Here is a 25674-nt window from a genome sequence, read left to right on the forward strand (position 1 = left end):
ATATATCTCGCGACATCATATCTTTAAAAATATATTACTTTGATAAATCTCTCTTTTCAGGTTTATATTTTATAAGAGCTATTTCAATGGAATATATCTTTAAAAATATAGGAAGTCTCATTCGCGCGGAGCGATTGCGGCGTGGGCTGACCCAAACTGAATTAGCCTCGCACGTCCGCATGCCGCAAAGCCAACTTTCCCGCATCGAGAAGGGCGCAAATGTAAGCCTCTCGACGTTAGCGGAAATATCGCGAGCGCTCGACCTTGAGCCAATGCTCATTCCCAAGCGCCTGTTACCGGCGGTCAACCACATTATTGGATATACGACATCCGGTGACCCGGAGGCACAACGACCTCCCTCCCTGGTTAGCCATGAAGAAGACTAGGGTCGCCGACACTCGCCCAAGCACGTTGCTTGTGAAGCTTGGCGACACCGCGGTGGGCACGATCACACAGCTTGGGGGCTTCGACAGAAATCTGTTTGCATTCGACGCGGCCTACCTTGCCGATGCGCAGCGGCCGACGTTAAGTCTCAGTTTTCTGGATGTGGAGGGGCAACCGAGAATCACGGAACAACTCACGCGAAGCAAGGTCCCACCGTTTTTTTCCAACCTGCTACCGGAAGGGATGCTTCGTGAGTACCTGGTCGAACGAACGGGAATACCGTCGGAAAAAGAGTTCCTACTGCTGTGGATGGTGGGGAGGGATTTACCGGGAAATGTGATCGTCGAGGACATGGAGGGCCGTCCATCGCCGCCTCTTTCGGAGTATCTCGGCGGCAGACTATCGCTCACTGCGAACCGTCGCGCTGCCCCTCTACCCCGCTTTTCCTTAGCGGGAGTGCAAATGAAGTTCGGCGCGGGGAAGCACCCTGGCAATCGGCTCAGTATTCCGGCGCGGGGACTTGGCGGAGATTGGATCGTGAAGCTACCGTCTCCACAGTACGATTCGCTGCCTGACAACGAGTACTCGATGATGATGCTTGGCAAAGACATCGGCATCGACGTGCCTGAGTTTGGGTTAGCAACTACGAAACGTATAGAAGGAATTCCGGAGGGATTTGCGAATCTCGATGCGAATGCCTACTACGTAAAGCGCTTCGATCGGACGCCCAAGTCGCGGATTCATATCGAGGACTTCAATCAAATCTTCGGCCAGTTCCCCGATCAGAAATATGGGAAGCAAAGTTACAACGCTATCGGAAAGAACATCTTCAGAATTCTGGGTGAAGCGGATTATCGGGAGTTTGTGCGACGGCTGGTTTTCAGCATCCTCGTCGGCAACATGGATATGCACCTGAAGAATTGGTCCGTGGTGTACAAGGATGGCCGAACACCAAGGCTCTCTCCGGCTTACGATCTTGTCTCGACAATTGTGTACCCTGGGATCGACAAGGCGTTGCCGCTCTCCTTCGCGGGCACGAAAGATGCGCAGCAGGTGGATGAGGATTTGCTCGTAAGCTTCGCCGCAAAAACCGAGGCCCCGCGCAACTACGTACTCGAAACGGCGACCGAGACGGTACGCAGCTTCAAAGATGCGTGGTCCGCAAAAGCAAAAGACCTGCCTTTGCGAAAAGAGTGGAGAGAGATGATTTCGGCTCGCCTCGCGACCCTGCCAATCGCCAACCTGGGATCGCAGGAAACCACCAAGAAAAGACGACGAGGAAGGCCGCGGCGCGGCGCGTGAGAATAGCCGCAGCTTTACGAACTTCGGTTTTCCCCGTTCGATTCCGGACAATCTACCTGCAAATCCGAACAGCTCGCCCCTTTTTGCAAACTACGAAGGTCTTCGTTTCGTAGTAGTTGGCATGCGCAGCGGTTGGCCGTGAACCTGCTGCTCCTACGTCAACTCCGTGCGTGGTGAGGTGTGCGTTATGGGGACCCTGCTTTCTGACCTTCGATTCAGCTTTCGGCAACTCGTAAAGAACCCCGGCCTGAGCCTGACGGCAATCGTTTCCCTGGCATTTGGGATTGGCGCGACTACGGCGGTGTTCAGCGTGGTGTGGGCGATCCTGATGAACCCGTACCCCTATGCGAATAACGACCGCATGTACCACATGCGGCTATGGGACATCCACGGCCGGCAAACGGGATTCGGATTGACGGCTCCGCAATGGCAGGAGCTGAAGAAGTCTCCGGTGATCGAGGATGCGTTTCTGGTGGGCGGCTGGAACCTGACGGTCACTGGTAGCGACGTGCCCGAGGATCTGAACGGCGTTTACATGTCGTCGAACAGCATGAACTTTCTTGGAGTTCCGGCGCTGCTCGGCCGTGGTTTGATTCCCGCCGATGCGGTGGACGGGCAAGATCCGCAGCCTATCGTGGTACTCGGGAACAAGTTCTGGCACCGGCACTACAACGGCGATCCGTCGGTGATTGGGAAGAACATCCAGTTGGTGCGGAAGAACTACACCATTGTGGGTGTGATGCCGCCGCGCTTCACCTGGGAAGATGGCGACGTCTACACGCCGGAGAAGATCACGCAGGATCCGGTAAAGGCGTATTACGTCGGCATACGACTGAAGCCGGGCGTGACGCGGGCGCAGGCCAACGCAGCGCTCGAGCCGCTGATCGTGGAATTTCAGAAGCAGAGTCCGAGCCACTTCGGCGCCGATAAGTTCCGCTTCACCGTGGTCGGGCTGAACGACGACTTCCTCAAAGATCTCGGGGGAACGCTGGCGCTGTTGATATGCGCGGTGGGATTACTGCTGGCGATTGGCTGTGGCAATGTTTCAATCCTGTTACTCGCGCGCGGCACGGCACGACAACATGAGTTCGCGGTACGCAGCGCGATTGGCGCGAGCCGTCAGCGGATTGTTCGCCAACTCCTGACGGAGTCGCTGATGCTGGCGCTGACTGGAGCCGCGCTGGGCGTGCTGCTCTCGTGGAAGACGATCCAGGTCATCACCGACTTATTGCCAAAGTATTCGTTTCCGCACGAGGCGGAAATTCGGCTCAATGTGCCGGTGCTGGTGTTCAGCGTTTTGATTTCGATTTTCGCGGGCGTGTTGTTTGGAATGTGGCCGGCGTTGCAGTTCTCACGGCCGAACGTGAGCGAGGTGATGCAATCGAGCACGCGGAAGATCGTGGGCAACGTGCGCGGACGCGGCGTGTACAACGCGCTTATCGGCGGGCAGATTGCGTTGACGATGTTGTTGCTCGCCGGCGCGGGCGCGGCGATGGAAGGCTTCTTGAAGATGATGCACGCACCGCTCGGATACGATCCGCACAACGTGATGAGCGTGGGCATCCCGGTACACGATGGGACGTACAAAACGTGGGAGTCACGCGTGGCGTACTTTGAGCAGCTGCAGAAAAAAATTGCCGAGGTTCCGGGCGTAAAAATGACTTCGATAGCGCATAACGCGACGCCTCCGGCGAATGGCTTCGAAATGAAGGCCGAAGTGTTGGGCGAATCAACACAGAGCGAGCGGAAGATTCGTATCAACCTGGTAGATCCGCAATACTTCCCGATTCTTCGGGTGCCGCTGGCGCAAGGCCGTATTTGGAATGAAAGCGAAAACCACAATGCTGCGCATCTCGCGGTGATCAACGAGACGATGGCGAAGCAATTCTTCCCCAATGGCGACGCGATTGGGCACTCGATCAAGATGGCGGAACTGAAACCCGAGCCACCATACTTTGTGGGGACGCAGGGTTCCGACGACTGGATGCAGGTTGTTGGCATTGTTGCGGACAAGAAGAACGATGGTCTGAGCAAGCCAGTGAAGCCGGAGGCGTTCATTCCGAACACGATCGCGATGGGAATGTTCACGCAGATCCTGGTGCGGTCTGACGCGTCACCGCTGACACTGCTGCACGCGATCAAATTGAAAGTGAGTTCCGTGGACCCGGACCAGCAGGTGAATGGCCAGGTAGACGATCTGGAGCATTGGATTTCCAGCCAGCAGGAGTGGCAGAACGAACACTTGATTGCGTGGCTCTTCGGCGCGTTCGCGGTTCTGGCGCTGTTGCTGGCGTCGGTTGGACTGTACAGCGTGGTGTCGTATTCGGTGGCACAGCGGACGAACGAATTCGGCATCCGAGTAGCGCTGGGGGCTCAGCGCGGACATGTGCTGAAGATTGTGTTCTCTTCAGCGATCGGTGCGGTTGCGGGTGGGATGGGCGCGGGACTGGTGCTGGCGCTGGCGTCAAGCAAACTGCTGGCGCATTGGTCGGAGCACAGCGTGCGCGATCCGTTGATTCTCGTCGGGGTGACGGTGGTGCTGGGGGTCGTGGCGTTGCTTTCGTGCGTGGTTCCGGCGCGGAAGGCACTGGGAATCGATCCGATGACCGCGCTAAGGTATGAGTGAGTTTGTGGCGAGCCGAACAGCAGATTCTTCGTCGCTTCGCTCCTCTGAATGACAAGAAAGAGTAGTGGAGACGGAAGCGGCTTCGCGGGCTGGCCGCTAGGCAGGGCTGGGCGCGAAACATTGAAACACCGGAAACATCGGGCTGGGTCGCTGACGCGATCTGGCCTTTTCTTTTAGAATGCCTGTTCGCGTTTGATAGCGGAAACAGAGGCATTTATGACACATCAACATGGGCCGATCGCCTTCCTCTTCCCGGGGCAAGGGTCGCAATCGGTGGGTATGGGCAAAGAATTGGCGGCACTGTATCCCGTGGCGCAGGAGACCTTCGACGAGGCCGATGCGGCGCTCGGTTACAGACTTTCGCAACTGTGCTGGGAGGGCCCCGAAGACCAGCTCAAGATGACCGAGATCACGCAGCCAGCGATTTTGACCGCGTCGGTGGCGGTGTGGCGCGTGCTTCAGTCGAAGGGGATTAATCCGCAGTACGTCGCGGGACATAGCCTGGGCGAATACTCGGCACATGTTGCGGCGGGAACACTGGACTTCAAAGACGCGGTGCGGACGGTACGCAATCGCGGCAAGTATATGCAGGAAGCCGTCCCTGTCGGCGTGGGAGCAATGGCCGCTGTACTGATGCTGCCCGCCGACGAAGTGAAGAAGGTCTGTGAGGAAGCGGCGCAGGGCGAAGTTTGCCAGGCAGCGAATTTGAATTCGCCGAACCAGACGGTGATCTCCGGAAGCAAGGCTGCCGTCGAGCGGGCGGCGGAACTGGCTAAGAAACGCGGAGCCAAGCGCGCCGTGATGCTTCCGGTCAGCGCACCCTTCCATTGCGCGCTGATGCAGCCGGCGCAGGATCGGCTTGCCACGGATCTCGCGACGCTGGCGTTTCATAATCCCGAAGTGCCGGTGCTGTGCAATGTGGATGTCGCGCTGATCACCACCGCTGATGCCGCGCGCGATACGCTGACGCGCCAGGTTACAGGCGCGGTGCAGTGGGATGCGTCGATGCGAAAGCTGATTGAGCTGGGCGTGAAGACGTTCGTCGAAGTTGGACCGGGCACGGTGCTAAGCGGATTGATGAAGCAGATTGAGAAGACCCAGACCTGCTTCAACGTGGAGAACGAAGATTCGCTGCAGAAGGCGATGAATGGACTGCTGTCGAACGCGGGACAGCAGGGATAAGCGCATTCGCAGCCGCTAAAGCCGGACAACTCTTGTGAGCGTCTTCGGCACGACTGAAGTCGTGCCCTGATACAAGTCTGTCATCCTGAGCGAAGAGCGCGAAGAGCGCGAAGTCGAAGTACCCCTATCCTCGCGATGATCTACTGCGGTTCATACTCCCGAGGCGGGAAGCTCATCGTCTTATCTTTTTTCTCAACCCACACGTTCGCCGCCTGTGAGCGGCCGTTCACGATGACCACCACGGTCACGCCGGTGCCGCCGCCGACCGTTGTATAGATCTTGTGTTCTTTCACCAGGCCCCATTCGCCGCCTGGGCCCCAGTCGAGATAGAAGTTATTGAAGTTGTATTGCTTGTGCTGGTCGGGGTGCTGCTTCCAGTCGGGGTCGTTAAACCAGACGCCGTAGGCCTTTTCGTAGTCCTTCTGTTCGAGGGCCGAAAAGAACTTGTCAGCGACGTGCTCGTAGGGCCAATAGCGGTAATGCCAGATGAGCACTCCCAGCACAATGACGACAACGATGATGGAGATGACGATGACGCGCTTTTTGCGGTCTTTGGACGGATCGTATTCTTTGGCTTCGAACAGGGTCATGGGCGTGCGATGTCGGCTACCACTGTACTATTAGACACCGCACGCCGCCAAAGAGCAGCCTACAAAGTCCGCTTGAAGAGAGGAATTGCCGCTGCCATCGTGATCACGGAGAAGATCACGAGGAAGGCAACGTCGTGCCAGATGGCGCTGAATCCGGCATCCTTCAGGAGCACCATTTTGAAGCCGTCCACGGCGTAGCTGAACGGGTCCGCATACGCGATTACGCGCAGCCACTTAGGGAATGAGAAGATCGGGTACACGGCGCCGCTCGGGAAATAAAGCAGCGTGTTGAGCACGCCGAACATGGCGCGCGGCACCAACGGATCTTCGATGCGCACCATGAGCAGGAACATCATGGTGTTGAAGGCCATCGAGGTCGCCAGGATCATCAACAGCGCGCCGAGAATGTTGGTCAGATGGAACGCCGTGGAGAGTCCTGCAATGAGCGCTCCCATCACGGTGAGACAGACCCCGGAAATCACCGCCTTGATCGCTCCGGCAATGTTGAGACCGAAGACTAATTCAGCGCGGGTAATTGGCGTGACGAGATAGCCTTCGTGCACGCCGCGGGCCTTGTCGTCGATGTACAACATGCCGCCGCCGATCATCACTGAGATGAACATGGCGAGCGTGATCGAGCCCGGCAGCAGGTACTTCATGTACTCGATGTACGGGTACAGTTCGACAACCTCGAGCGCGATCTGCTGCTGGACGCGCGGCTGCACTGCGGGCTTGTTCAGCGCGTCGACCAGCTCCTGCATCTTCTGCTCGAGTGAGCCGGCGATGAAGTTATCGGTGTTGTCGACAATGACGCCGATGCGCGGATGGTTCTCTTCGTAATACTTGCGCGAGAACTCCGGCGGAATGACGACCGCTGCCTGGATCTTGCCCTTGCGTACGTCGTCCTTCGCCTGCTGATCGTTGTCGTAGTAAACGACGTGGAAGGTATTCACGTTCGCTTGGATCGCCGAGAAAGCTTCGCGAATGCGCACCGACTGGGTGCCGCGGTCCTGGTCAACCACGCCCATCTTAGCTTCGCGGATTTTGCCGCCGAAGGCGTTGCCCAGGATGATGAGTTGCACCAGCGGCATCACCATGGAGACGAGCATCAGCGTGGGAGAGCGCCGGTACTTGCGCATCTCGCGTTCGACAATTGCCCACATTCTGTTCATGGCCGCATCCCCGGACGGTCAGGCATTACGAATCCGAATGCCTTTACCTGCTCGTCACGCAACTGGCGCCCGGTGTAGTGCACGAAGACGTCGTCCAGCGTGGTGTTCTGTACGTTGAGCGATTTGATCTGCACGCCCGATTGCACGGCCATTTCGACGAGTTGCGTTGTTGTCTTAGAGCCGTTGGCGGTGAGCACGCGATACATGTCGGCGCCCTCGTGATGGACTGAGGTCACTTCGTCCAGCTTCTCCAGTCGCGCTTGCCAATCGGCGGGCGCGTTGAGGAACTGCGCCTCGATCACGTTCGATCCGGGCACACTCATCTTCAACGACATGGGAGAGTCGAGCGCGACGAGTTTGCCGTGGTCCACGATCGCAATGCGATCGCACAGGCGGTCGGCTTCGTCCATGTAGTGCGTCGTGATAAGCACCGTGAGATTGCGCTCATCCTTGATCTTGGTGAGCATCTCCCACACCGCTACGCGCGATACCGGATCGAGGCCGGTCGTCGGTTCGTCGAGGAAAAAGATCTTGGGGCTGTGCACCAGGCCGCGCGCGATTTCAAGACGACGGCGCATACCGCCGGAGAGCGTTTTGGTCTGCGCACCGCGCCACTTAGTGAGATCTACGGCGTCGAGCAACTCATCAATGTTCTTCTTGCGCTGTGCGCGCGGGACGCCGTAGAGCTTGGCGTAGATGTTCAGGTTCTCTTCCAGCGTGAGATCGATATCGCTGGTCATGGCCTGCGGGATCACGCCCATGGCGCAGCGCGCAGCATCGGGTTCTTTCGCCACGTCGTGCCCGTTGATGTACGCGAATCCGCCGGTGATGGGAATGAGCGTCGTCATCATGCGGATGAGCGTAGATTTTCCCGCGCCGTTGGGGCCGAGGAGACCGAAGATTTCGCCCTTCTCAACGGCGAACGAAACGTCGTCCACGGCGGTGAAGTCGCCGTACTTCTTCACGATGTGGTCGACCTCAATCGCGGCGTTAGGATTGGGTGCGCTATGACCGTCCTTCACCATCATTGGCCACCCTGTTTGCTCTTCGGCACCAGCACTTCGGCGGTCATGCCGGGCACGAGCTTGCCTTGTTGGTTGTTCTGCACGCGGACCTTGATGGCGATGGTCTTGATGTCGCGCTTGGTACGGCTCACGTCACGCTGGGTGGCGAAGTCGGCTTCGGCGGCTTTGTAGATGACCTTGCCCTGCTCCGTCGCGTTCCACGGATAACGGACGGTGAGTGTGTCGCCAAGATTGATGCCGCCAGAATCGGTTTCCGGAAGCGGCGCATAGACCCAGGTGTCGCCGTAATCCACGACCGTGACGATCGCCTGCCCGGGATTGACGACCTCGCCTTCACGCGCGGCGCGCACGTTCACGACGCCGGTTACCGGAGCGACGACCTGCGTGTAGCCGAGACGCGTCTCCGCTTCGGTGAGCTGGGCTTCAGCGGTCTTCACATCTTCCTGGCTGCCGGCCAACGTGCTCTGCGCGGCTTTCGCCTGTTCGAGGCGCGCCTGGTAGGTTTTCACGTCCGATTCCGCAGCGCGGATCTGGTCGGATGCGTTCTGTACCGCGGCTTGCGCCATCTTGAGTTGCGCGTCGGAACGCTCCTGATCGGCTTTCGAAGCCACGCCCTGCTTTGCCAACTCGATGAGGCGGGTAGCGTCACTCTTCACGCGATCTAGATCAGCTTGTGATTGCGCGTAGGCGGAACGTGCGGCCTGTAAGCGTGCTTGTGCGGTGGTGAGTTGGCTGGCGGTTTCGCCTTCGGCTTGCGTAGCGCCGGCGCGCGCCTGGGAAACTCGCGCGCGATAGCTGGCGATGGTCGTTTCGGCGGCGGCTTTCTGGGCCTGCAATTCCCCGGAGTCAATCACGGCAATCAGGTCGCCCTGCTTCACGGGGGTACCTTCATCCACGGCGAGGCGCTCAATGCGGCCCATGATTCTGGAGCTGACGACAACATTGTTGGCGTCCACCACTCCGATCAGGACCTCGTCGCCGGAACGGTTGGTAGTAAGGAAATAGAAGGCTGTCGCGAGAATTACTAGTACACCGAGAAATATGAAGAACTTGTTTGGCTTCACAGCGTCTTTCCTCTTGCGGGCGTTGTGGTATCAGGGCGCAGGATGGCAGATACGTGGTCGATGAGTGCGGCGCGGCGTTGGTGGAGCGAGTCGGGGATCAGGGGATCCTGGCGTCCGACGATGCGTGCCACGGGAGTACTTACGAAATAGAAGACCACCAACCCGATCACACTGGTGATGGCATTGGTGGGATCGATGGCGCGAATCTCACCGCGACGAATGCCGTCAGTCAAAACAGCGAGGAGCGATTCCATCATCTTGCGGAAATACTTGTCGCCGAGGTATTGCATGTGCGGCGATTTGCCGACACTGGCGCGCATCAGTTCGCCCTGCACCAGGCGCGACTTGTAAGGCGCCTCCGCGATGTAGTCGAAGTGAGTTGTGGCGTACTTCACCATTTTCTCGAGGGAGTTGCCGGGCGCCGCGAACACGGGGCGGACGCGCTCCATAAGGCCGGCGAATACGGTCTCGAGGCAGGCGCGGTAGAGGCCTTCTTTGTCTTCGAAGTAGTAATAAAGCAGGGCCTTGTTGACGCCGGCGGCCTCGGCAATGGCGTCGGTGCGCGCGCCGGCGATACCTTGCGTGGCGAACTCGGCCATGGCAGCGCCTAGGATCGCCTGGCGAGATTCTTCCGGACGACCGCGCGATCCCGCGCGCGAGGGCTTACGTGGCGCAACCGGCGCCGGTTTCTCTTGATGCTTGACCATGGTCATGGCAGGTCCCCAGGTAGCTGAATGTCAGCACGGCTAGTGCTGCAGACGTATGGTTTCAGTGGATATTGCAGCCGTATCGGGCAATTCGGCGAATGTCGCGACACGACCGGTCAATCGCGCTTCCTTACTATAATTAACTGGTTAGTTAGATGTTGGCAAGGGGAAAGTGATTCGCGTTTTCTTAGTTGTCTGTCCCTGTGACGTGTCACCCGTTGTCCAGCCGTTTTCTATCGGCGTTCATCCGCGTTAAAGTGGGACACAGGAAACGAGATGCAAAAAGGTTTTACGAGACATCCCCAATCGAATGAGCCCGCGACCCGCGTCAAGAACTACATAACGCCGGGCGGGCTCGAGCGCCTGAAAGATGAGCACCGGTTTCTGCTCACCCGGGAGCGTCCGGCGGTGGTGGAAGTGGTGCAGTGGGCTGCCGGCAATGGCGATCGCAGCGACAACGCCGACTATCGCTACGGCAAGCGTCGGCTGCGGCAGATCGATGGGCGGATCCGTTTTCTCTCGAAGCGAATCGAAGCGGCGGAATTGGTGGACCCGGAGCGTCCGAGAACGGGGCAGGCAGCGACCAGGGCTTTCTTCGGAGCGACGGTGCGCTATGAGAACGCCGCGGGCGTGGAGCGAGTGGTGAGCATCGTGGGCGTCGACGAGGTCGACCTCAGCCGCAACCACATCAGCTGGATGTCGCCCCTGGGGCGCGCGCTGACCAAGTCGGCAGAGGGCGACAGCGTAGTCCTAAAAGCGCCGGGCGGCACCGAAGAACTGACCGTGCTGGAAGTGCGCTACGAGCGCATTGCTGTGGAGGCGTTCCGTGAGCCGGCTGGATCCGAGGTGTCGGGAAGGCACTCGCGGGCCAACGCTCATCCGCCGGAAGAAGAAGATAAGGAAAGATCGAGATAATCTGCGGTGTTTCTAATGGGGAATGTTGTACGCCTCCCGACAATTTTTGGAATCGGTGCCGATAAATCATTGGGCATTAGACTGACGGCTTGCGGCCACCCCTTTTCCAGGTGCGGGGGTAAGCATCACCCTGCGAAACACGGCTGACTAATTGATCAGCGCGAAGAAGAAATCTCTTGAGCAACGGAGAAGTGTTCGACTTGTTATAGCCCATCATCAGGCCGATGGTCGGAATCTCGCCACGCAAGGGACGGGCAACGACTGACGGGATCAGCGCATTTTGCGCATAGAGTGGAAGAAGTGTGAAACCGCCAGTCGATGCCACCAACGACATCCCGCCGGACAAGGTCTCGGCATCGTAGTGCTCGTTCAGAGTGATTCCAGTCTTTGCCGCATAGTGATCGATGACGGACTTGAGAACGGGCGCGGCGCGCGCTGTGCTGATGAAACTCTCGCGTGCGAGATCCTGCGGCGGCACCGTCCTGAGCCCGGCCAGGCGATGGCGCGTAGGTAGTATCGCAATCAGAGGTTCCTTACTCAAGAATCTGAAAGCCAGGCCTACGGTGTTCACCTCACGCCGCAGCAGGGCAACGTCGATCTTGCCTTGCATCAGCCCGACTGCCAACTCAGGGGAGGACTTTGTCATGAGCGTAATCTCAACGTCTCGCGCCTCCTCCCGCAAAATGCGCAGCGACTCTGACAGCCAGATTGCTTCCTGTCCCAGCAAAAAGCCAATGACAAACTTTGGCTTCTCCTCGGGCCGTTCCGTACCCCGTGCGGCGTCGCATGCCACTTCAATTTGCATCAACGCCAGCCGTGCGTGATCGAGAAATACCCGGCCCGCCGCAGTGAGCGCAACGCCTCGTGTCTTGCGCTCCAGCAGCTTTACGCCGATCTCCAATTCGAGATCTCGAAGCTGCCGGCTTAACGATGGCTGGGTCGTGTGCAACCGCCGCTCGGCGGCATTCGTGAGGCTGCCCTCTTCGGCAACGGCAATGAAATAACGCAAATGACGAAGTTCCATCGTAAGTCATCCATGCTTTCAAGGCATATCTCTAGCACACTAAGTATTTGTGAACCAGTATGAATTGAGCACAATCTACGGGGGTGGGAAACACCACGGGTGTCCCAACTCTATCTCAGGAGCTTTCTATGTCTTTGCAACGCAAGCCAACCATCGTGTTCTGCCACGGTATTTGGGCCGACGGCTCGTGCTTTAGCAAGGTCATCCCCGCATTGCAGGCGGATGGCTATGAGGTGATCGCAGTTCAATACAGCCTGGAATCGTTTGAAGAGGACTTGGCCATGGTGAAGCGGACGCTCGACCGTGTTGGCAGCCCCGTCCTCCTCGTGGGCCACTCCTATGGCGGCGCTACCATCACGGCTTCAGGAGTCGATGATCGCGTGGCCGGCCTCGTCTACATCGGAGCGGTTGCGCCGGATGTCGGAGAGACGGTACAGGATCAACTCAACAAGTATCCGTCGGATATCTTTTCCCATGTAGAGATTGTGGACGGGTACGCATGGATGCTTCCCAACGGGACTGAGTTTTTCTGCGGAGATCTCTCCGAGGAAGAGCAGAAGCTCGTCTGGGCGACACATTTTCCGCCTCACGCCGACCTCTTCACGCAGCAGAATCTCCAGAGCACTCCGTGGAAGTCGAAGCCAAGCTGGTACATCTTGTGCCTGCAAGACCACACAGTCCATCCCGATCTCCAGCGGTGGGTTTCAAAACGTATGGGAGCGACTGTTATTGAGGTGGAAAGCAGCCATGTTCCCATGCTCTCTAAGCCCGATGTAGTCATCGAGGTGATCCGGAAGGCCGCAGCGGCGGTCCAAAAGAACAAGGCAGCGTAGCAGAGTTCGCGAACCTTTCTATTCTCGACAGACCGTCACGAGGCGGTCTGTCGTTGAAAGAGCGATTCATCTTTCTTCGCCCACGTGGTTTCTAGCAGCGACGAAGGCTTCGATATCCATCCAGCGCGGGCGGGAGGCCCATCGATAAGAACGAAGGCAGAGGGATAAGGAGGGATCGCACGATAACCTGCGGTGTTTCAAATTGGGGAATTGTTCCTTCTGGTCCCCGAATTTTCCCAATTTCCCCTGCCAGATCGCCAGCAAACCTTACGAGTCGATAGATTCAGTAGATAATCCAATGGGATTGATATGCGTTACGAACCGGAACACAAGAAGCGGACTCGAGATCGAATTGTACGGAATGCTGCCCGCAAACTGCGCGCCGAGGGGTTGGGCGGGCCTGGCGTCGCCAGCGTGATGAAGGCGTCTGGATTGACCGTGGGCGGCTTTTACAAGCACTTTCGGGGAAAGGACGAGCTTCTCGCCGAAGCGGTTGCGCTGGGATTCGCGGAGATTGGTGAGACGGCCCATGCCGTGCTGAAAAATGTGCCGCGTGAGGACTGGTGGAAAGAAGTTGTTCGATGGTACCTCTCGTCCGAGCATTGCGATCATCCCGCCACCGGTTGCCCGGTTGCAGCATTGGCGTCTGAGATAGGCCGAGCCAAAGTTGGTTTCAAGGAACGAATATCCGGCCAGGTAAAAAGACTCACTGAGCAGTGGGCAGAGCTGATGCCGGGAGCGAACGCGACAGAGCGCGAGCGAAACTTCTTCGCGATTTACAGCGCGATGGTGGGTGCGTTGTCCGTTGCCCGACTATTCACGGACCCTGCTGACCGGGAAAAAGTGCTGGCGAGCGCACGAGATCATCTTTTGCGAAGCTTTTGATTTTTTTGCATCAATTGGATTATGTACATAATCTTATGCTGCGGGCGAGATCGTACAAGCTGGCTCGCCAGGGCTGCAACAGATTTGAGTCACCGAAAGGATCCTGTGAAACTTACCGGTCGCACGATTTTGATTACTGGTGGCTCTGCCGGCATTGACCTTGCGTTCGCGCTCAAGTTTTTAGAACTCGGAAACGAGGTCATCGTGACTGGTCGGCGCCGCGCGGTGCTCGACCAGTTGAAGGCGGAGCACCCCACGCTGCACGCGATCCAGAGCGATGTGGCTGACGCGGCGCAAATCGCCGCTCTGGCTACCCGCGTGAAGGCCGATTTCCCCAGGCTTGACGTGCTGATGAACAACGCGGGCATTATGCTCAGCCAGAACCTTGGAGTTCCGGCCTCTGACCTAGCGGGGTTGATGACCGAGATGGAGATCAACGTGGGCGGGGTGATTCGGATGACGTCCGCACTCATCGACATCCTCATAGCCAATAAGGGCACGGTTATCAACGTCTCCTCCGCGCTGGCGTTCGTGCCTTTGCCGTCGTCGCCGATTTACAGTGCGACGAAGGCGGCGGTCCACTCGTATACTCAGTCGCTCCGGTTCCAGTTGGAGGACAAGGGTGTCGAGGTGATTGATCTCATGCCGCCGGGAGTGAAGACTGAACTGACCGCTGAACTTCCCGCGGGGGACGGCGTTACGCTCATCACCACCGACGAGTTGCTCAAGCATTCCTTTGCAAGCTTGCGCGCGGGTACGGCGGAAATACGGCCAGGACAAGCCCAACAGCTCGCATTCATGCGCCGCCTCGCACCCGCTTTCATTAACAGACAGCTGTGGAAGGCCGCCAAAAAACTGGTACCCATCGAGGTGAAATAGGTGAAGGCATTCGTCGTCGACCGTTACGGAAAAAAGGAGAGCGGACGAATTGGCGAAATGCCGAATCCGAAGCTGCAGGACGATGACGTATTGGTCCAGGTGCATGCCGCTGGCGTAAACCTGCTGGATTCGAAAATCAAAAATGGCGAGTTCAAGCTGGTTTTGCCCTATCGCTTACCGCTGATTCTTGGCCATGACGTGGCTGGCGTGGTGGTTGAAGTCGGCCCGCGAGTACAACGTTTCAAGCCTCGAGATGAGGTCTATTCGCGGCCAGATGACTTGCGTATCGGTGCATTCGCGGAATTGATTGCGATCAAGGAAGATTCGCTGGCAATCAAACCTAAAGCACTGACCATGGAAGAAGCTGCTTCCATCCCGCTGGTCGGGTTAACCGCATGGCAAGCGCTGGTCGACAAAGCGAATCTGACGAAGGGACAAAAGGTCTTCATCCAGGCGGGCTCCGGGGGCGTGGGAACATTTGCCATTCAGTTGGCGAAACATTTGGGCGCCACGGTGGCGACAACCACGAGCGCCGCCAATTTTGATTTGGTGAAACAACTCGGCGCAGATATTGCGATCGATTACAGGAAAGATGATTTCGAAAAGATATTGCGTGACTATGACGTGGTGTTGAACAGCCAGGACAAGCCGACGCTGGAAAAATCTCTACGAGTGCTCAGACCCGGTGGAAAGCTGATCTCGATCTCAGGTCCCCCCGATCCCGAGTTTGCGAAAGAAAGTGGATCGAATTGGATCGTGAGATCGGTGATGCGCGTTTTGAGCTATGGAATCAGGAAGCAGGCAAAGCGCCAGCGGGTCAGCTATTCATTTCTTTTCATGAGAGCAAACGGGGACCAGTTGCGCGAGATTTCCGCCCTCGTGGATTCCGGGATCATACGCCCGGTTGTGGACCGCGTCTTTCCATTTGAATCGACTGGGGAGGCTTTGGCTTACGTCGAAAAAGGACGCGTAAAAGGCAAAGTCGTCGTTTCGTTGAGGTGACGGGAAAATCTTGCCTCCGCTTCCTTATTCCCTGACCGAACCGGAGGTCGCGGGGTTTACCGGTTTTCATCGGGGTGCCTCAGCTTATTTCCTCTTCCAATATCCCTCTTTTCGCAAGTGTTGTCACAGCACACACGTGCACCCATCACATACTTCGTGACACGACCCCGCTAATCTGAGCATGTGGACGATTGGCCGTTGCGGAGGTGTGGACGCTGCGATGGCGGTTACTGATCAGTAAATTTATGCGGGAGTCGGATAGTTGCGAAAGTCCGCAACTGGCGCAGATAAGTAGCGTGGTTCGAATATTTTAGCTGTAACTCCCACGCGCTCAAATTTTTGCGCGGATTACATGGGCTAAAACGTTGAAAACAGGATTAGGGAGGGGGAGGGGGGTACGTTACTTATAAGTTATGCGTGGAGTGAAGGCTTTCCGTGGGGCGTGCGATACGAAGATCGTGGTGTCTTCAAAACCTTCGGCGGCTGGCTGACGATTTTTCAGTCCACTGCGGCCTTCGAGGCTTGAAATCCGTGTCGGATTGCTGCTTCGAGGACATCAACGTTTATGTCTTTCAGAGTTTTGAACTTGATGCAATATCCGGTCACGCTCGCCTTGCCTAGTGTCTTCCCGTAGGTTTTGGCAAGGTAGGTCTTATCTTTGAGACCGAGGATGTAGACGGAGATTCCCGTGGTGTTTCCGCTCAAGCCGATTTGAAAGAACTCCCTGGTTTTTCCGTCGGCATATTTTATGGTGTGCGATCCATAACCTATGGTTGGGTTGCTGACAGTTCGACCATCGCTGTCTTTACCGTCGGAAAACGACAGTTTGCACTCGGGTGACACTCGCGGGATGAGCCGGTGGAGCTCTTGCAGGTCGCTACGCTTTGGTTCCGGTTGGCTGGTGATGTAGTTCTTGATCTGTTCTTTCACGGTCATAAAAACCCCTGCCTACGAATAGATCCCCGGCGCCTCATGTCCAAGCTTCTGCACGTACTCGACGTAGGAGCCTGGATACACGGTGGGATGGCGGTCGGTGCCGTTCTCACCGCCCAGTTCCAGCACACGTGAGCCGAGACCGCGCAGGAACGTGCGGTCGTGCGATACGAAGATCATGGTGCCTTCGAAATCTTTCAGGGCGTCTACCAGCATCTCCTTGGTCGCAAGATCAAGATGGTTCGTTGGTTCGTCGAGCACCAGGAAGTTGGGCGGGTTATAGAGCATGCGGGCGATTGCCAGCCGCGACTTTTCTCCGCCGGACAGGGCGCGGATTTTCTTATCTACATCGTCGCCCGAGAACTGGAATGCGCCGGCCAGGTTGCGCAGCACTCCGAGACCGTCCTGGGGAAAATCTTGTTGTAGCTGTTCGATGACGGTGAGATCGGGATTGAGCACGTCGAGAGATTGTTGCGCGAAGTAGCCCATGTACAGGCTGGCGCCGAGGCGCACGTTTCCGGCATCGGGAGCACTGGCCCCGGCAATCATCTTGAGCAGCGTGGTCTTGCCCGCGCCGTTTCTTCCCATCACCGCCCAGCGTTCTCCGCGACGGATGGTGAGGTTGAATCCTTCATAAATCACGCGCGGCCCGTAACTCTTGTGCAGATTTTCAAGGACGGCCACCTGTTCGCCAGAACGCGGGGGGACACGAAAATCGAACTTCACTACCTGGCGCTTCTTCGGCAATTCAATCTTTTCGATTTTGTCCAAGGCCTTGATGCGGCTCTGCACCTGCGCTGCTTTGGCCGCGTGCGTCCTGAAACGGTCGATGAAGCGCTGCTCCTTAGCCAGCATGGACTGCTGGCGCGCGAACGCGGCCTGCTGGTTGGTTTCGCGGATGGCCCGCTCGCGCTCGTAGAAATCGTAGTTGCCGGAGTAGGTGATGATCTCGCCGCCATCGATCTCCGCGATTTTTGAGACCAGGCGGTTCATGAACTCGCGGTCGTGCGAGGTCATGAGCAGCGCGCCGGGAAACGATTTCAGGAATTTCTCCAGCCAGATGATGGATTCGATGTCGAGGTGGTTCGTCGGTTCGTCCATCAGCAAGACATCCGGCATGCCGAGCAGGACCCGTGCCAGCGCAACCCGCATCTTCCATCCGCCGGAGAGCGCTCCCACGTCGCCGTCAATCTGGTCATCTTTGAATCCCAGTCCGTGGAGCACCTCGCGGGCCTGCGACTCGAGCGCGTAACCGCCTAGGTGCTCGTACTCCTCCTGAACGTGACCGAAGCGCTCAAGGATGCGGTCCATTTCATCCGTCTTGTCGGGGTCGGACATTTCCTGATGCAGGGCTTCGAGCTCGTGGTGCAGATTTCCGACGCGGCCGCTGCCGGCGATCGCTTCATCCAGGACCGAGCGGCCCTGCATTTCTTCCACGTCCTGGCGAAAGTAGCCGATCGTTATCTTCCTGGGGACAGAGACCGCGCCCTCGTCGGGAGCTTCTTCGCCGACCACCATACGGAAGAGCGTTGTTTTGCCTGCACCATTGGGGCCAACGAGTCCGACTTTTTCGCCGGGATTCAATTGGAACGAAGCGTCTACAAAGAGCAACTGCTTGCCGTACTGCTTATTAATGTTTGAGAAAGAGATCATTTTGAAGGAAGCACCTTCCGATACAGTGCCTCTTCCAGTGTAGCCCGGTTTCTTATGCGTCTGCGGTCGAGCTCTTCAGCAAAGTCCGAGTGACGAATGCGATCGACAACCCAATGGCAAAGAGATGAAGCACGAGTTGGACGATCAATCCCTCCATCGCCATCGGGCGCCTTTGCACCCGAGTGAGCGGGACGACGATGCGATTCATCACCAGGAAGACGCCGATCCCATAGACCAAGCCCGACCATACATAGTGGCGGATCAGGAACGGAATGCGCCGGGCAAGCAGCACGAAGATTGTGGCTACCGTGGTCGCAACGCAAAGGTGGAGGAAGATGCCGAACATGCCGGAGCGCCAGCCTTCGAGAAATGCGTCTTTCCCGAGCAGGCTGCTGGCGACACCTTGCCAGAGCCGCAGCGGAGGAAATCCCTTCAGGAAATAGAAGAGGGAGACGCCGCTTCCATCGAGAATGGCGGCCACGATGCCGGCCGTGAGGATCGTACGCAGCACGCGCGCCGGCCCGGGCCCGGGGGATTGGTTCATTTAGCTGCCTCCAATGCGGCTGGTCGTTCTGCGATACGACGGATCCAGAACATCTGACGCACGACTCCGCCAAACAGCATGATCGCCAATGGTACGTGAAGGACCAGGATGTGCAACTCGCCGGCGCCAAAGGTGAAGATCTCGCCGACGAGGAAGCCCGCGTTGGCGAATGTGAAACTTCGCGGTGCGATTCCCTTTTTCCCTAGCAGAATCGCGACCGTGAGTTGGACGACGCCTAACAGAACCAGCAGCTTCGCTGTCAGTCCGTGGAGAAACAGCGAGCGCGCATCGCCGTCGATCAGACGGCCAGCGAAGGCGGCCTGCGCCAACATTAATAAAAGATTCGTGACCAAAACGCCGCGATAGGACTCTATGAGTTTCATGGTGCGGGTCTCCTTGGAACAGGAGACGAACGCAATCTAGAAAATGTGACATGGAATGCGGGAAATTGAGGACTTGCGGGATGAACTGGCGAAGCCGTGGGTTGAAGCTAGGGGGTTAAATCCATCAAAAGCTGCGGCTTACTGTTAATCCATCTTTCCTCTTGACAATATCTGTTTTAACGACTATTGTTAGTACGTGCTTGAGGGCAAGGCCCTCGCGAAAGGATTCAACACCATGACAACCGCTGCTGAAACGAAATCCGCTGTAACCACCTGGAACATTGACCCCCAGCATGCACTGGCTGAGTTCAAAGTGAAGCACATGATGATCGCGAATGTGCGCGGGCAGTTTTCCGGCGTGACTGGTTCGCTGACGCTCGACGAGACGGACATCACGAAGTCGAAGATCGAAGCGACGATTGACGCGACCACGATTGATACCCGCGAGCCCCAGCGCGACGCGCATTTGAAGAGCGCTGACTTCCTCGACGTGGAGAAGTTCCCCACCCTGTCGTTTAAGTCGACCAAAGTAACGGCGGCTGGTGATGACGAGTTGGAGGTGGAAGGCGACCTGACAATCCACGGCGTGACGAAGAACGTGACCTTCAAGGTTGAAGGCCCGACTGCCGCGCACAAAGACCCGTGGGGGAACACTCGCCGCGGGATCGTGGCGACGACCAAGATCAGCCGTAAGGATTACGGCCTGCACTGGAATCAGGCGCTCGAGACCGGAGGAATCCTGGTAGGCGAGCAAGTGACGATCACGCTGGAAGTGGAGTTCATCAAGGCTGCGTAAGGCAGCTTCGGCAGTGAAATTTCGAAAGTGAGGCAGCTATGTCGCTGCGACCGGTAAAACAGATACTACAGACCAAACCGACACTCGAGGGCGCGGGAGTGAAGCTCCAGCGCGCCTTCGGCTTCGGCAAGACAAAGGACTTCGACCCGTTCCTGCTGCTCGACGATTTTCGCAATGAGCATCCGGAAGACTATCTCGCGGGATTTCCGTGGCATCCGCACCGCGGGATCGAGACGATTACCTACGTGCTCGCAGGCAGCGTGGAACACGGGGACAGCCTGGGCAACAAGGGCAAGATGGGCGCAGGTGATGTGCAATGGATGACCGCAGGCAGCGGCATCCTGCATCAGGAGATGCCCAAGGGCGACAACGACGGCCGGATGCACGGCTTCCAATTGTGGGCGAACCTGCCTGCATCGTTGAAGATGACGGACCCCCGCTACCAGGACATTCCGTCGAGCGCGATTCCCGAAGTCACGGACGACGACGGCACCAAGGCGCGCATTATCTGCGGCGAGTTCTGGGGCCAGCGCGGACCGGTGGAAGGCGTGGCCGCCGATCCGGCGTACGTGGACATCTCGGTATCGCCGAATCAGAAGAAGCGCATCAAGGTGGACGTCACGCGCAATGCATTTGCGTATGTCTTCGCGGGAGCAGGAACCTTCCGCGATGCGTCGGAGCCGCAGGCCGTGCTGACCGAACACACCGCGCGTCCGGAAGACGCGCCGACCTACGACGCGACCAACCACTCGTTAGTGCTGTTCGATCGCGGCGATGAGTTGGTGGTGCAGGCGGGGCCGGAAGGGATTCGCTTCCTGCTCGTCTCGGGCAAACCGCTCGAAGAACCCGTCGCGTGGTATGGGCCGATCGTGATGAACACGCAAGCCGAGCTGCGAACGGCGATGGATGAGTTGCAGACCGGGAAGTTCATTAAACATCGGTAGGCGTGAAGCAAAAGAAAACTCCGCTCGGAATGAGCGGAGTTTTTGTTTTTGCGCGAATCTATCGCCGCGACAGGTGAATGCTGCCGTCGCCGGTGTGAACGCGGAACAGCGGGCCGCCACCATTCATGGTGCCACGCAGGCGGCTGCGGCTCAGGCTGCCCTGGATCGTGACCGGAATGTCGGAATCGATGCGGCCATCTCCGGTATCCACGTCGAGGTCGGCCTTAAGCTCCGACGGAATTCTTGCGTGCACACTGCCATCGTGGGTATGGATCTCCCACGAGTTTGTGAGCTTTGATCCGCTGTCAATGTCGAGGTCAATATGGCCATCGCCGGTGGAGAGATCGAGCTGATCAAACCGCCCATCGGCCTTGATGTGTCCGTCCCCGGTATGCGCCCACAGGGCGCCGTCAAAGCGCGAAACCTCGACTGAGCCGTCGCCGCTCTGCAAACGCGATTCCGCTTTGATGCCGTTCACGCGGATGTGGCCGTCGGAGGTATTCACGCGCAGCAGAGTGTTCTCCGGCAGCGTGACGTTCACCTTCAGCATGTAGGCGCCGATCATAAAGTGGTGCGGCGCGACGTGCACTTCGAGCATGACGCGGTCGCCTTCCTGGCGCTGGGTGATGCGCACGTCGTCGTCGTTGATGCGATAGCCCTTGGTCTCGACGTAGGCATCCATGGTTTTGCCGGGCATCGCGGTGATGTCGATGCCGGCGTCATTGCTATGGAACTCGAACTCGGGCTTGTCGCCAATGTTCCAGGTGTGGCGCCAGTCGTCGGCGCGCAAGGTCGAGACGCTGGTGACAATCAGCGCGATAAGGAAGAGTACAGATCTGCGGTTCATGGTGTCCATCCCAGGGGACGAATGTCTCCACAGGATGGTACGGTACGTGCCCCAGAAAAGTTCACGAAAAGGAAACGGCGAACGCGCGTCCTGGAGGGGAACTAGGCGCGTCCGCCGTTTGCATCACCACCCACCGTTTAAAAGACGGACATCTCGCGGCGGGGTTAGCGATCAGTCCTTGGTGTACTGATTTTTTTGTTTGTCGGCGTGGCGCTCCAGCGCCAACTCAATCAAGCGCGTAATCAGGTCCGTATATTTCAGGCCCGAGGCTTCCCACAACTTGGGATACATGCTGATCGAAGTGAACCCCGGCATCGTATTGATCTCGTTGACATAAAGTTTGTTGCTCTTGGGATCGATGAGGAAATCCACTCGTCCCAGGCCGCTGCCATCCACCGCCTGAAAGGCGCGGATTGCGAGTTCCTGCACCTGTTTCTGTGTGGATTTGGGAAGCTTCGCAGGGATTTCGAGCGCCGAGCCTTCATCCAGATACTTGGCGGCATAATCGTAAAATTCTTTGATCGGCACGATTTCGCCAGGGACGGATGCCTTCGGCTCGTCGTTGCCGAGGACGGAACACTCGATCTCACGCGCTTTCTTTTTCTTGCCGCCTACGCCTTGTTCGATGACGAGCTTGCGGTCGAATTTCGCGGCCTCATCGAGCGCCGGCCCTAACTCTTTCGAGTCATGCGCCTTGGAAATGCCGACCGACGAGCCGAGGTTTGCCGGCTTTACGAACACCGGATACTTCAGTTTCGACTCGACCAGCTTCTTCACTTTCTTTGGCTCGCGTTGCCACTGGCTGCGCAGCACGGTCATGTGCTTCACGATCGGAAGGCCAGCGTTCTTGAAGAGCGCCTTCATGATGTCTTTGTCCATGCCGGCCGCCGAGCCAAGTACGCCTGCGCCGACGTAGGGTATGTTCGCCAGTTCGAAGAGTCCCTGGATGGTGCCGTCTTCGCCGAAGGTGCCGTGGAGCACGGGGAAGATGACGTCAACATCGATAGACGAAGCGGAATGGCCTGCCGCATCGGTCTCAAACGGAACGATCGCCGAGCGGTCTGACTGCGGAACCGGAGGGACCAGCACAGCTTCGCCCTTCGCGAGCACCGCGGCACCGGGCGTCGCCTCGGGATCACCCGCGCGCAGTTGCTGCTCGGCTTTCTTGCCATTCAGCAACGACTCAGCATGCGAGGCCGTGAGCCACTTACCTTCTTTGGTGATGCCGATCGGAACGACCTCGAACTTCTTCTTATCGACTGCGTTGATCACCGACGCCGCCGACAGCAGCGAGACGTCGTGCTCGCCGCTGCGTCCACCAAACAACACGCCCACCCGGATCTTCTTTGCCAAGCAATGCTCCTCAAAATGAAAAGACATTATCGCCGATAATGTTCGCATGAAAGTTATCGGTCTGATTGGCGGCATGAGTTGGGAGAGCACCGCGCATTACTACGAGCTGCTGAACCAGGGAGCGAAGCAGCGCCTCGGCGGGAGACACTCCGCAAAAGTGCTGCTCTACTCCATTGACTTCGACGAGTTGGCGACGTTCCAGCACGCCAACCGCTGGGACGAAGCTAACGCGCTGGTTGTCGATGCCGCGAAACGCCTGGAGCGCGGTGGCGCCGATTGCGTGCTGATCTGTGCGAATACGATGCATACCGCGGCGCCGGAAGTGGAGGCGGCGGTGAAGATCCCGCTGCTCCACCTCTGCGATGTGACTGCCGAAGCCATCCTCCGCACGGTCAAGAAGGAGGTCGGCCTGCTGGGAACGGCATTCACCATGGAGATGCCGTTCTACAAAGATCGACTGACGCAGAAGTTCGGGCTAGAAGTGCTTGTGCCCAACGATGTAGATCGGGCCGAAACCCACCGCATCATCTTCGACGAGCTCGTACATGGCCGCGTATTGCCGGAGTCGAAGCAGAAATATCGGGAGATCATTGGGCGGTTGATCGCAGACGGTTCTGAGGCCATCATCCTCGGCTGCACGGAGCTGATGATGATCATCGGCCCGGAAGACTCAGCGGTGCCTCTGTTCGATACCACCACCCTGCATTGCGAAGCTGCCTTGGATTTCGCCCTTAAATAATACTGAAGTTTTCACTTGACTATTGTTCCACCCCTTGCAATACTGAAGTCGTTGCTTCACTATTGTAAGGAGTTTCGATATGCCAGAACCGAACGTTGTTCACAACACCTTTACCGTTGAGCGTCTCCTTCCCCAGACTCCGGAGCGCGTGTTTGCCGCTTTTGCCGATCCGGCCAAGAAACGCAAGTGGTTCGCCGAGGGGCATAGCCATGAGGTGCTGCAATTCGAAGGCGACTTCCGCGTCGGCGGCACAGAGCTCACCCGCTATCGCATGAGCGACAAGACGCCCTTCCCCGGCGTGGAACTGGCGACCGAGGGCACCTATCTCGACATCGTGCCCAACCAGCGCATCGTGCAGGCGAGCTTCATGTCGATCGGCGGCCGCACCATCTCAACTTCGATGGCGACGATCGAGTTCGTCCGCAACGACATCGGCACCGAGCTGGTACTAACGCACCAAGCGGCATTCTTCGAAGGCTCCGACGGCCCGAAGATGCGTGAAGACGGATGGCGCAAACTGTTCGATAAACTCGCGTCCACGATGTGATGGCAAAAGCGAAGCCGAATATCGAAGGCATCTTCCACGCGCTGGGCGATCCCATGCGGCGCGCTCTGCTCGACCGCCTCAGCCGTGGACCGATGTCGGTGTCGCACCTCGCCGAACCCTTCGACGTGACGCTGACGGCGATCCTGCAACATCTCGAGATTCTCGAAGAGAACGGGCTGGTGTACACCGAAAAACAAGGCCGGGTGCGCACCTGCCGCATCGAACCCGCTGGCTTCGATGTGCTCGAGCAGTGGATTCGCGATCACCGCACGCAGTGGGAACGCGGGTTAGATCGGCTGGCAAAAATGCTGGAAGAAGACGAACTCTAGAGAATCTTTTTCCCAAACGCCGACAGCGCGAGCTCTACCGCCAACTCCGCTGTCTGATTGCGTTCGTCGAGCACCGGGTTCACTTCCACGATCTCGAAGCTCGTCATGCGGCCGTGGTCGGCGATGATCTCCATCGCCAAATGTGCTTCACGATAAGTTGCTCCGCCCCACACCGGCGTGCCCACGCCCGGCGCGTCCTCGGGATCCACCCAGTCCATATCGAGCGAGACGTGATACCCCACGGTGTTGCGCCCGGCGAGGCGCAGCGCCTCTTCCATTACCGCGCGCATGCCGCGTTCATCAATATCGCGCATAGTGAAGACGTGGATGCCGGCTTTGCGGATGTTCTCTTTTTCCGTCTGATCGATGTCGCGCACGCCGACGAGCACGCAGTTGTCGGCCTGCACCTTCGGCAGGAAGTCGTAGATATTGAGCTCGGGAACCGAGAGCCCCATGAGCGCGGCCAGCGGCATGCCATGCACGTTGCCGCTCGGCGAACTCTCCGGCGTGTTGATGTCGGAGTGCGCATCAATCCACAGAAGCCCGATCTTCTGGTTCTGGCGACGGTAATATTCCGCCACGCCCGCCACGGTTCCGGCGGCCATGGAGTGATCGCCACCGAGCGCGAGCGGCACGCGCCCTTCTTCGAGCGCCTTCAGCACCAGGTCCGCGTGCTTCTGGCAGGTCTGCGCAATTTCGCTGAGATATTTTGCCGAATGGGGGCCGGGGTCTTTGGTCTCCGCCAGTGGAACCGAGACATTGCCGCCATCCTCCACCACGTGCCCTAGAGCTTCAAGTTTGGCTTCGAGCCCGGCAACGCGGACCGCCGACGGCCCCATGTCCACGCCGCGGCGCGATTGGCCGAGATCAAGAGGAACGCCCAGTACGCGAATTTTCTTGCTGGTAATGCTTGGATTAAAAACAGTTTTTGGAGAAGTTGCCATAAGAGTTCTGATTTCTGCCCGCCGAGCGCGAGCGAACGGGCACTCCCCACGAGTGCCCGACGGTTAAGAGCT

General features: G+C 57.9%; 27 protein-coding genes. 14 read left to right on the forward strand and 13 right to left on the reverse strand.

Annotated elements, in window-relative coordinates; all coding sequences use genetic code 11:
- Window positions 1–86: 86 nt before the first annotated feature.
- The 4 genes from ACID345_RS26440 (at window position 87) to fabD (ending at window position 5494) form a co-directional block, all read left to right on the forward strand.
- Complete coding sequence (locus ACID345_RS26440) at window positions 87–386, forward strand: helix-turn-helix domain-containing protein (RefSeq protein ID WP_011525367.1); 300 nt, start codon at window positions 87–89, stop codon at window positions 384–386.
- Window positions 373–1686, forward strand: coding sequence for a type II toxin-antitoxin system HipA family toxin (locus ACID345_RS23775; RefSeq protein ID WP_011525368.1), 1314 nt, complete (start codon window positions 373–375; stop codon window positions 1684–1686). The genes ACID345_RS26440 and ACID345_RS23775 overlap by 14 nt, the downstream gene beginning before the upstream one ends.
- Window positions 1687–1873: 187 nt before the next feature.
- Window positions 1874–4312, forward strand: coding sequence for an ABC transporter permease (locus ACID345_RS23780; RefSeq protein WP_011525369.1), 2439 nt, complete (start codon window positions 1874–1876; stop codon window positions 4310–4312).
- A gap of 216 nt (window positions 4313–4528) precedes the next feature.
- Window positions 4529–5494: an ACP S-malonyltransferase gene (gene fabD / locus ACID345_RS23785; protein WP_011525370.1), complete on the forward strand. Its 966-nt coding sequence runs from the start codon at window positions 4529–4531 to the stop codon at window positions 5492–5494.
- A 140-nt stretch (window positions 5495–5634) separates the two neighbouring features.
- On the opposite strand, the gene ACID345_RS26105 is transcribed toward fabD, so the two are convergent.
- Genes ACID345_RS26105 through ACID345_RS26110 form a run of 5 tightly spaced genes read right to left on the reverse strand, consistent with a single transcriptional unit; the run spans window position 5635 to window position 10058 of the window.
- Window positions 5635–6084 (reverse strand): hypothetical protein, encoded by a 450-nt coding sequence (locus ACID345_RS26105; protein ID WP_011525371.1) that lies wholly within the window; start codon window positions 6082–6084, stop codon window positions 5635–5637.
- Between the two features lie 59 nt (window positions 6085–6143).
- The gene (locus ACID345_RS23795; protein WP_011525372.1) at window positions 6144–7256 is read right to left on the reverse strand and encodes an ABC transporter permease; all 1113 of its coding nucleotides are present in this window, start codon (window positions 7254–7256) and stop codon (window positions 6144–6146) included.
- A complete protein-coding gene (locus ACID345_RS23800) occupies window positions 7253–8284 on the reverse strand; it encodes an ABC transporter ATP-binding protein (RefSeq protein ID WP_011525373.1) in 1032 nt (343 codons plus the stop codon). Before ACID345_RS23800 ends, ACID345_RS23795 begins: the two co-directional genes overlap by 4 nt.
- The gene (locus ACID345_RS23805; protein ID WP_011525374.1) at window positions 8281–9345 is read right to left on the reverse strand and encodes an HlyD family secretion protein; all 1065 of its coding nucleotides are present in this window, start codon (window positions 9343–9345) and stop codon (window positions 8281–8283) included. The genes ACID345_RS23800 and ACID345_RS23805 overlap by 4 nt, the downstream gene beginning before the upstream one ends.
- Entirely contained in the window at window positions 9342–10058 is a 717-nt protein-coding gene (locus tag ACID345_RS26110) for a TetR/AcrR family transcriptional regulator (RefSeq protein ID WP_011525375.1), read from the reverse strand. Before ACID345_RS26110 ends, ACID345_RS23805 begins: the two co-directional genes overlap by 4 nt.
- Before the next feature lie 270 nt (window positions 10059–10328).
- Here ACID345_RS26110 and greB point away from each other — a divergent pair, with 270 nt between their 5' ends.
- On the forward strand, window positions 10329–10967 hold the full coding sequence (gene greB / locus ACID345_RS23815; protein ID WP_011525376.1) for a transcription elongation factor GreB: 639 nt from the start codon (window positions 10329–10331) through the stop codon (window positions 10965–10967).
- Between the two features lie 76 nt (window positions 10968–11043).
- Here greB and ACID345_RS23820 read toward each other — a convergent pair whose 3' ends face one another.
- The gene (locus tag ACID345_RS23820) at window positions 11044–11991 is read right to left on the reverse strand and encodes a LysR substrate-binding domain-containing protein (protein ID WP_011525377.1); all 948 of its coding nucleotides are present in this window, start codon (window positions 11989–11991) and stop codon (window positions 11044–11046) included.
- Between the two features lie 128 nt (window positions 11992–12119).
- Here ACID345_RS23820 and ACID345_RS23825 point away from each other — a divergent pair, with 128 nt between their 5' ends.
- From ACID345_RS23825 to ACID345_RS23840, 4 genes are all read left to right on the forward strand, one after another.
- Window positions 12120–12824: an alpha/beta fold hydrolase gene (locus ACID345_RS23825; RefSeq protein WP_011525378.1), complete on the forward strand. Its 705-nt coding sequence runs from the start codon at window positions 12120–12122 to the stop codon at window positions 12822–12824.
- A gap of 309 nt (window positions 12825–13133) precedes the next feature.
- Complete coding sequence (locus ACID345_RS23830) at window positions 13134–13709, forward strand: TetR/AcrR family transcriptional regulator (protein ID WP_011525379.1); 576 nt, start codon at window positions 13134–13136, stop codon at window positions 13707–13709.
- Between the two features lie 105 nt (window positions 13710–13814).
- Window positions 13815–14588 (forward strand): SDR family oxidoreductase, encoded by a 774-nt coding sequence (locus tag ACID345_RS23835; RefSeq protein ID WP_041856046.1) that lies wholly within the window; start codon window positions 13815–13817, stop codon window positions 14586–14588.
- A 57-nt stretch (window positions 14589–14645) separates the two neighbouring features.
- Window positions 14646–15590: an NADP-dependent oxidoreductase gene (locus ACID345_RS23840; RefSeq protein ID WP_228370703.1), complete on the forward strand. Its 945-nt coding sequence runs from the start codon at window positions 14646–14648 to the stop codon at window positions 15588–15590.
- A 498-nt stretch (window positions 15591–16088) separates the two neighbouring features.
- On the opposite strand, the gene ACID345_RS23845 is transcribed toward ACID345_RS23840, so the two are convergent.
- Genes ACID345_RS23845 through ACID345_RS23860 form a run of 4 tightly spaced genes read right to left on the reverse strand, consistent with a single transcriptional unit; the run spans window position 16089 to window position 19103 of the window.
- A complete protein-coding gene (locus ACID345_RS23845) occupies window positions 16089–16526 on the reverse strand; it encodes a DUF1801 domain-containing protein (RefSeq protein WP_011525382.1) in 438 nt (145 codons plus the stop codon).
- A gap of 12 nt (window positions 16527–16538) precedes the next feature.
- On the reverse strand, window positions 16539–18176 hold the full coding sequence (locus ACID345_RS23850) for an ABC-F family ATP-binding cassette domain-containing protein (protein ID WP_011525383.1): 1638 nt from the start codon (window positions 18174–18176) through the stop codon (window positions 16539–16541).
- Window positions 18177–18228: 52 nt separating this feature from the next.
- Entirely contained in the window at window positions 18229–18720 is a 492-nt protein-coding gene (locus ACID345_RS23855) for a hypothetical protein (protein ID WP_011525384.1), read from the reverse strand.
- A complete protein-coding gene (locus tag ACID345_RS23860) occupies window positions 18717–19103 on the reverse strand; it encodes a hypothetical protein (RefSeq protein ID WP_011525385.1) in 387 nt (128 codons plus the stop codon). Before ACID345_RS23860 ends, ACID345_RS23855 begins: the two co-directional genes overlap by 4 nt.
- A gap of 235 nt (window positions 19104–19338) precedes the next feature.
- Here ACID345_RS23860 and ACID345_RS23865 point away from each other — a divergent pair, with 235 nt between their 5' ends.
- Together ACID345_RS23865 and ACID345_RS23870 are read left to right on the forward strand one after the other, a co-directional pair.
- On the forward strand, window positions 19339–19899 hold the full coding sequence (locus ACID345_RS23865; RefSeq protein WP_011525386.1) for a YceI family protein: 561 nt from the start codon (window positions 19339–19341) through the stop codon (window positions 19897–19899).
- Between the two features lie 38 nt (window positions 19900–19937).
- On the forward strand, window positions 19938–20843 hold the full coding sequence (locus tag ACID345_RS23870; protein ID WP_011525387.1) for a pirin family protein: 906 nt from the start codon (window positions 19938–19940) through the stop codon (window positions 20841–20843).
- A 58-nt stretch (window positions 20844–20901) separates the two neighbouring features.
- Here the strand turns inward: ACID345_RS23870 and ACID345_RS23875 are convergent, their stop codons facing one another.
- Window positions 20902–21690: a DUF4097 family beta strand repeat-containing protein gene (locus ACID345_RS23875; protein WP_011525388.1), complete on the reverse strand. Its 789-nt coding sequence runs from the start codon at window positions 21688–21690 to the stop codon at window positions 20902–20904.
- A gap of 171 nt (window positions 21691–21861) precedes the next feature.
- Entirely contained in the window at window positions 21862–23043 is a 1182-nt protein-coding gene (locus ACID345_RS23880) for a D-alanine--D-alanine ligase (RefSeq protein ID WP_011525389.1), read from the reverse strand.
- A gap of 46 nt (window positions 23044–23089) precedes the next feature.
- Between ACID345_RS23880 and ACID345_RS23885 the strand changes: the two genes are divergently transcribed.
- The 3 genes from ACID345_RS23885 to ACID345_RS23895 all read left to right on the forward strand — a co-directional run bounded on the left by ACID345_RS23885 (window position 23090) and on the right by ACID345_RS23895 (window position 24658).
- Window positions 23090–23782, forward strand: coding sequence for an aspartate/glutamate racemase family protein (locus ACID345_RS23885; RefSeq protein WP_011525390.1), 693 nt, complete (start codon window positions 23090–23092; stop codon window positions 23780–23782).
- Between the two features lie 79 nt (window positions 23783–23861).
- Window positions 23862–24329 (forward strand): SRPBCC family protein, encoded by a 468-nt coding sequence (locus tag ACID345_RS23890; protein ID WP_011525391.1) that lies wholly within the window; start codon window positions 23862–23864, stop codon window positions 24327–24329.
- Entirely contained in the window at window positions 24329–24658 is a 330-nt protein-coding gene (locus ACID345_RS23895; protein WP_011525392.1) for an ArsR/SmtB family transcription factor, read from the forward strand. The genes ACID345_RS23890 and ACID345_RS23895 overlap by 1 nt, the downstream gene beginning before the upstream one ends.
- Here ACID345_RS23895 and rocF read toward each other — a convergent pair.
- Window positions 24655–25602: an arginase gene (gene rocF, locus ACID345_RS23900; protein WP_011525393.1), complete on the reverse strand. Its 948-nt coding sequence runs from the start codon at window positions 25600–25602 to the stop codon at window positions 24655–24657. The genes ACID345_RS23895 and rocF overlap by 4 nt on opposite strands.
- Window positions 25603–25674: the final 72 nt, after the last annotated feature.

Source organism: Candidatus Koribacter versatilis Ellin345 (assembly GCF_000014005.1).
In the GTDB taxonomy this organism is placed as follows: Bacteria; Acidobacteriota; Terriglobia; order Terriglobales; family Acidobacteriaceae; genus Korobacter; species Korobacter versatilis_A.

What these genes read in the sequence shown, in the direction of transcription:
- ACID345_RS26440 (WP_011525367.1), top strand. Translation starts at nt 87, where the DNA reads ATGGAATATATCTTTAAAAATATAGGAAGTCTCATTCGCGCGGAGCGA.
- ACID345_RS23775 (WP_011525368.1), top strand. Translation starts at nt 373, where the DNA reads ATGAAGAAGACTAGGGTCGCCGACACTCGCCCAAGCACGTTGCTTGTG.
- ACID345_RS23780 (WP_011525369.1), top strand. Translation starts at nt 1,874, where the DNA reads ATGGGGACCCTGCTTTCTGACCTTCGATTCAGCTTTCGGCAACTCGTA.
- fabD (WP_011525370.1), top strand. Translation starts at nt 4,529, where the DNA reads ATGACACATCAACATGGGCCGATCGCCTTCCTCTTCCCGGGGCAAGGG.
- ACID345_RS26105 (WP_011525371.1), bottom strand. Translation starts at nt 6,084, where the DNA reads ATGACCCTGTTCGAAGCCAAAGAATACGATCCGTCCAAAGACCGCAAA.
- ACID345_RS23795 (WP_011525372.1), bottom strand. Translation starts at nt 7,256, where the DNA reads ATGAACAGAATGTGGGCAATTGTCGAACGCGAGATGCGCAAGTACCGG.
- ACID345_RS23800 (WP_011525373.1), bottom strand. Translation starts at nt 8,284, where the DNA reads ATGATGGTGAAGGACGGTCATAGCGCACCCAATCCTAACGCCGCGATT.
- ACID345_RS26110 (WP_011525375.1), bottom strand. Translation starts at nt 10,058, where the DNA reads ATGACCATGGTCAAGCATCAAGAGAAACCGGCGCCGGTTGCGCCACGT.
- greB (WP_011525376.1), top strand. Translation starts at nt 10,329, where the DNA reads ATGCAAAAAGGTTTTACGAGACATCCCCAATCGAATGAGCCCGCGACC.
- ACID345_RS23820 (WP_011525377.1), bottom strand. Translation starts at nt 11,991, where the DNA reads ATGGAACTTCGTCATTTGCGTTATTTCATTGCCGTTGCCGAAGAGGGC.
- ACID345_RS23825 (WP_011525378.1), top strand. Translation starts at nt 12,120, where the DNA reads ATGTCTTTGCAACGCAAGCCAACCATCGTGTTCTGCCACGGTATTTGG.
- ACID345_RS23830 (WP_011525379.1), top strand. Translation starts at nt 13,134, where the DNA reads ATGCGTTACGAACCGGAACACAAGAAGCGGACTCGAGATCGAATTGTA.
- ACID345_RS23840 (WP_228370703.1), top strand. Translation starts at nt 14,646, where the DNA reads ATGCCGAATCCGAAGCTGCAGGACGATGACGTATTGGTCCAGGTGCAT.
- ACID345_RS23845 (WP_011525382.1), bottom strand. Translation starts at nt 16,526, where the DNA reads ATGACCGTGAAAGAACAGATCAAGAACTACATCACCAGCCAACCGGAA.
- ACID345_RS23850 (WP_011525383.1), bottom strand. Translation starts at nt 18,176, where the DNA reads ATGATCTCTTTCTCAAACATTAATAAGCAGTACGGCAAGCAGTTGCTC.
- ACID345_RS23855 (WP_011525384.1), bottom strand. Translation starts at nt 18,720, where the DNA reads ATGAACCAATCCCCCGGGCCCGGGCCGGCGCGCGTGCTGCGTACGATC.
- ACID345_RS23860 (WP_011525385.1), bottom strand. Translation starts at nt 19,103, where the DNA reads ATGAAACTCATAGAGTCCTATCGCGGCGTTTTGGTCACGAATCTTTTA.
- ACID345_RS23865 (WP_011525386.1), top strand. Translation starts at nt 19,339, where the DNA reads ATGACAACCGCTGCTGAAACGAAATCCGCTGTAACCACCTGGAACATT.
- ACID345_RS23870 (WP_011525387.1), top strand. Translation starts at nt 19,938, where the DNA reads ATGTCGCTGCGACCGGTAAAACAGATACTACAGACCAAACCGACACTC.
- ACID345_RS23875 (WP_011525388.1), bottom strand. Translation starts at nt 21,690, where the DNA reads ATGAACCGCAGATCTGTACTCTTCCTTATCGCGCTGATTGTCACCAGC.
- ACID345_RS23885 (WP_011525390.1), top strand. Translation starts at nt 23,090, where the DNA reads ATGAAAGTTATCGGTCTGATTGGCGGCATGAGTTGGGAGAGCACCGCG.
- ACID345_RS23890 (WP_011525391.1), top strand. Translation starts at nt 23,862, where the DNA reads ATGCCAGAACCGAACGTTGTTCACAACACCTTTACCGTTGAGCGTCTC.
- ACID345_RS23895 (WP_011525392.1), top strand. Translation starts at nt 24,329, where the DNA reads ATGGCAAAAGCGAAGCCGAATATCGAAGGCATCTTCCACGCGCTGGGC.
- rocF (WP_011525393.1), bottom strand. Translation starts at nt 25,602, where the DNA reads ATGGCAACTTCTCCAAAAACTGTTTTTAATCCAAGCATTACCAGCAAG.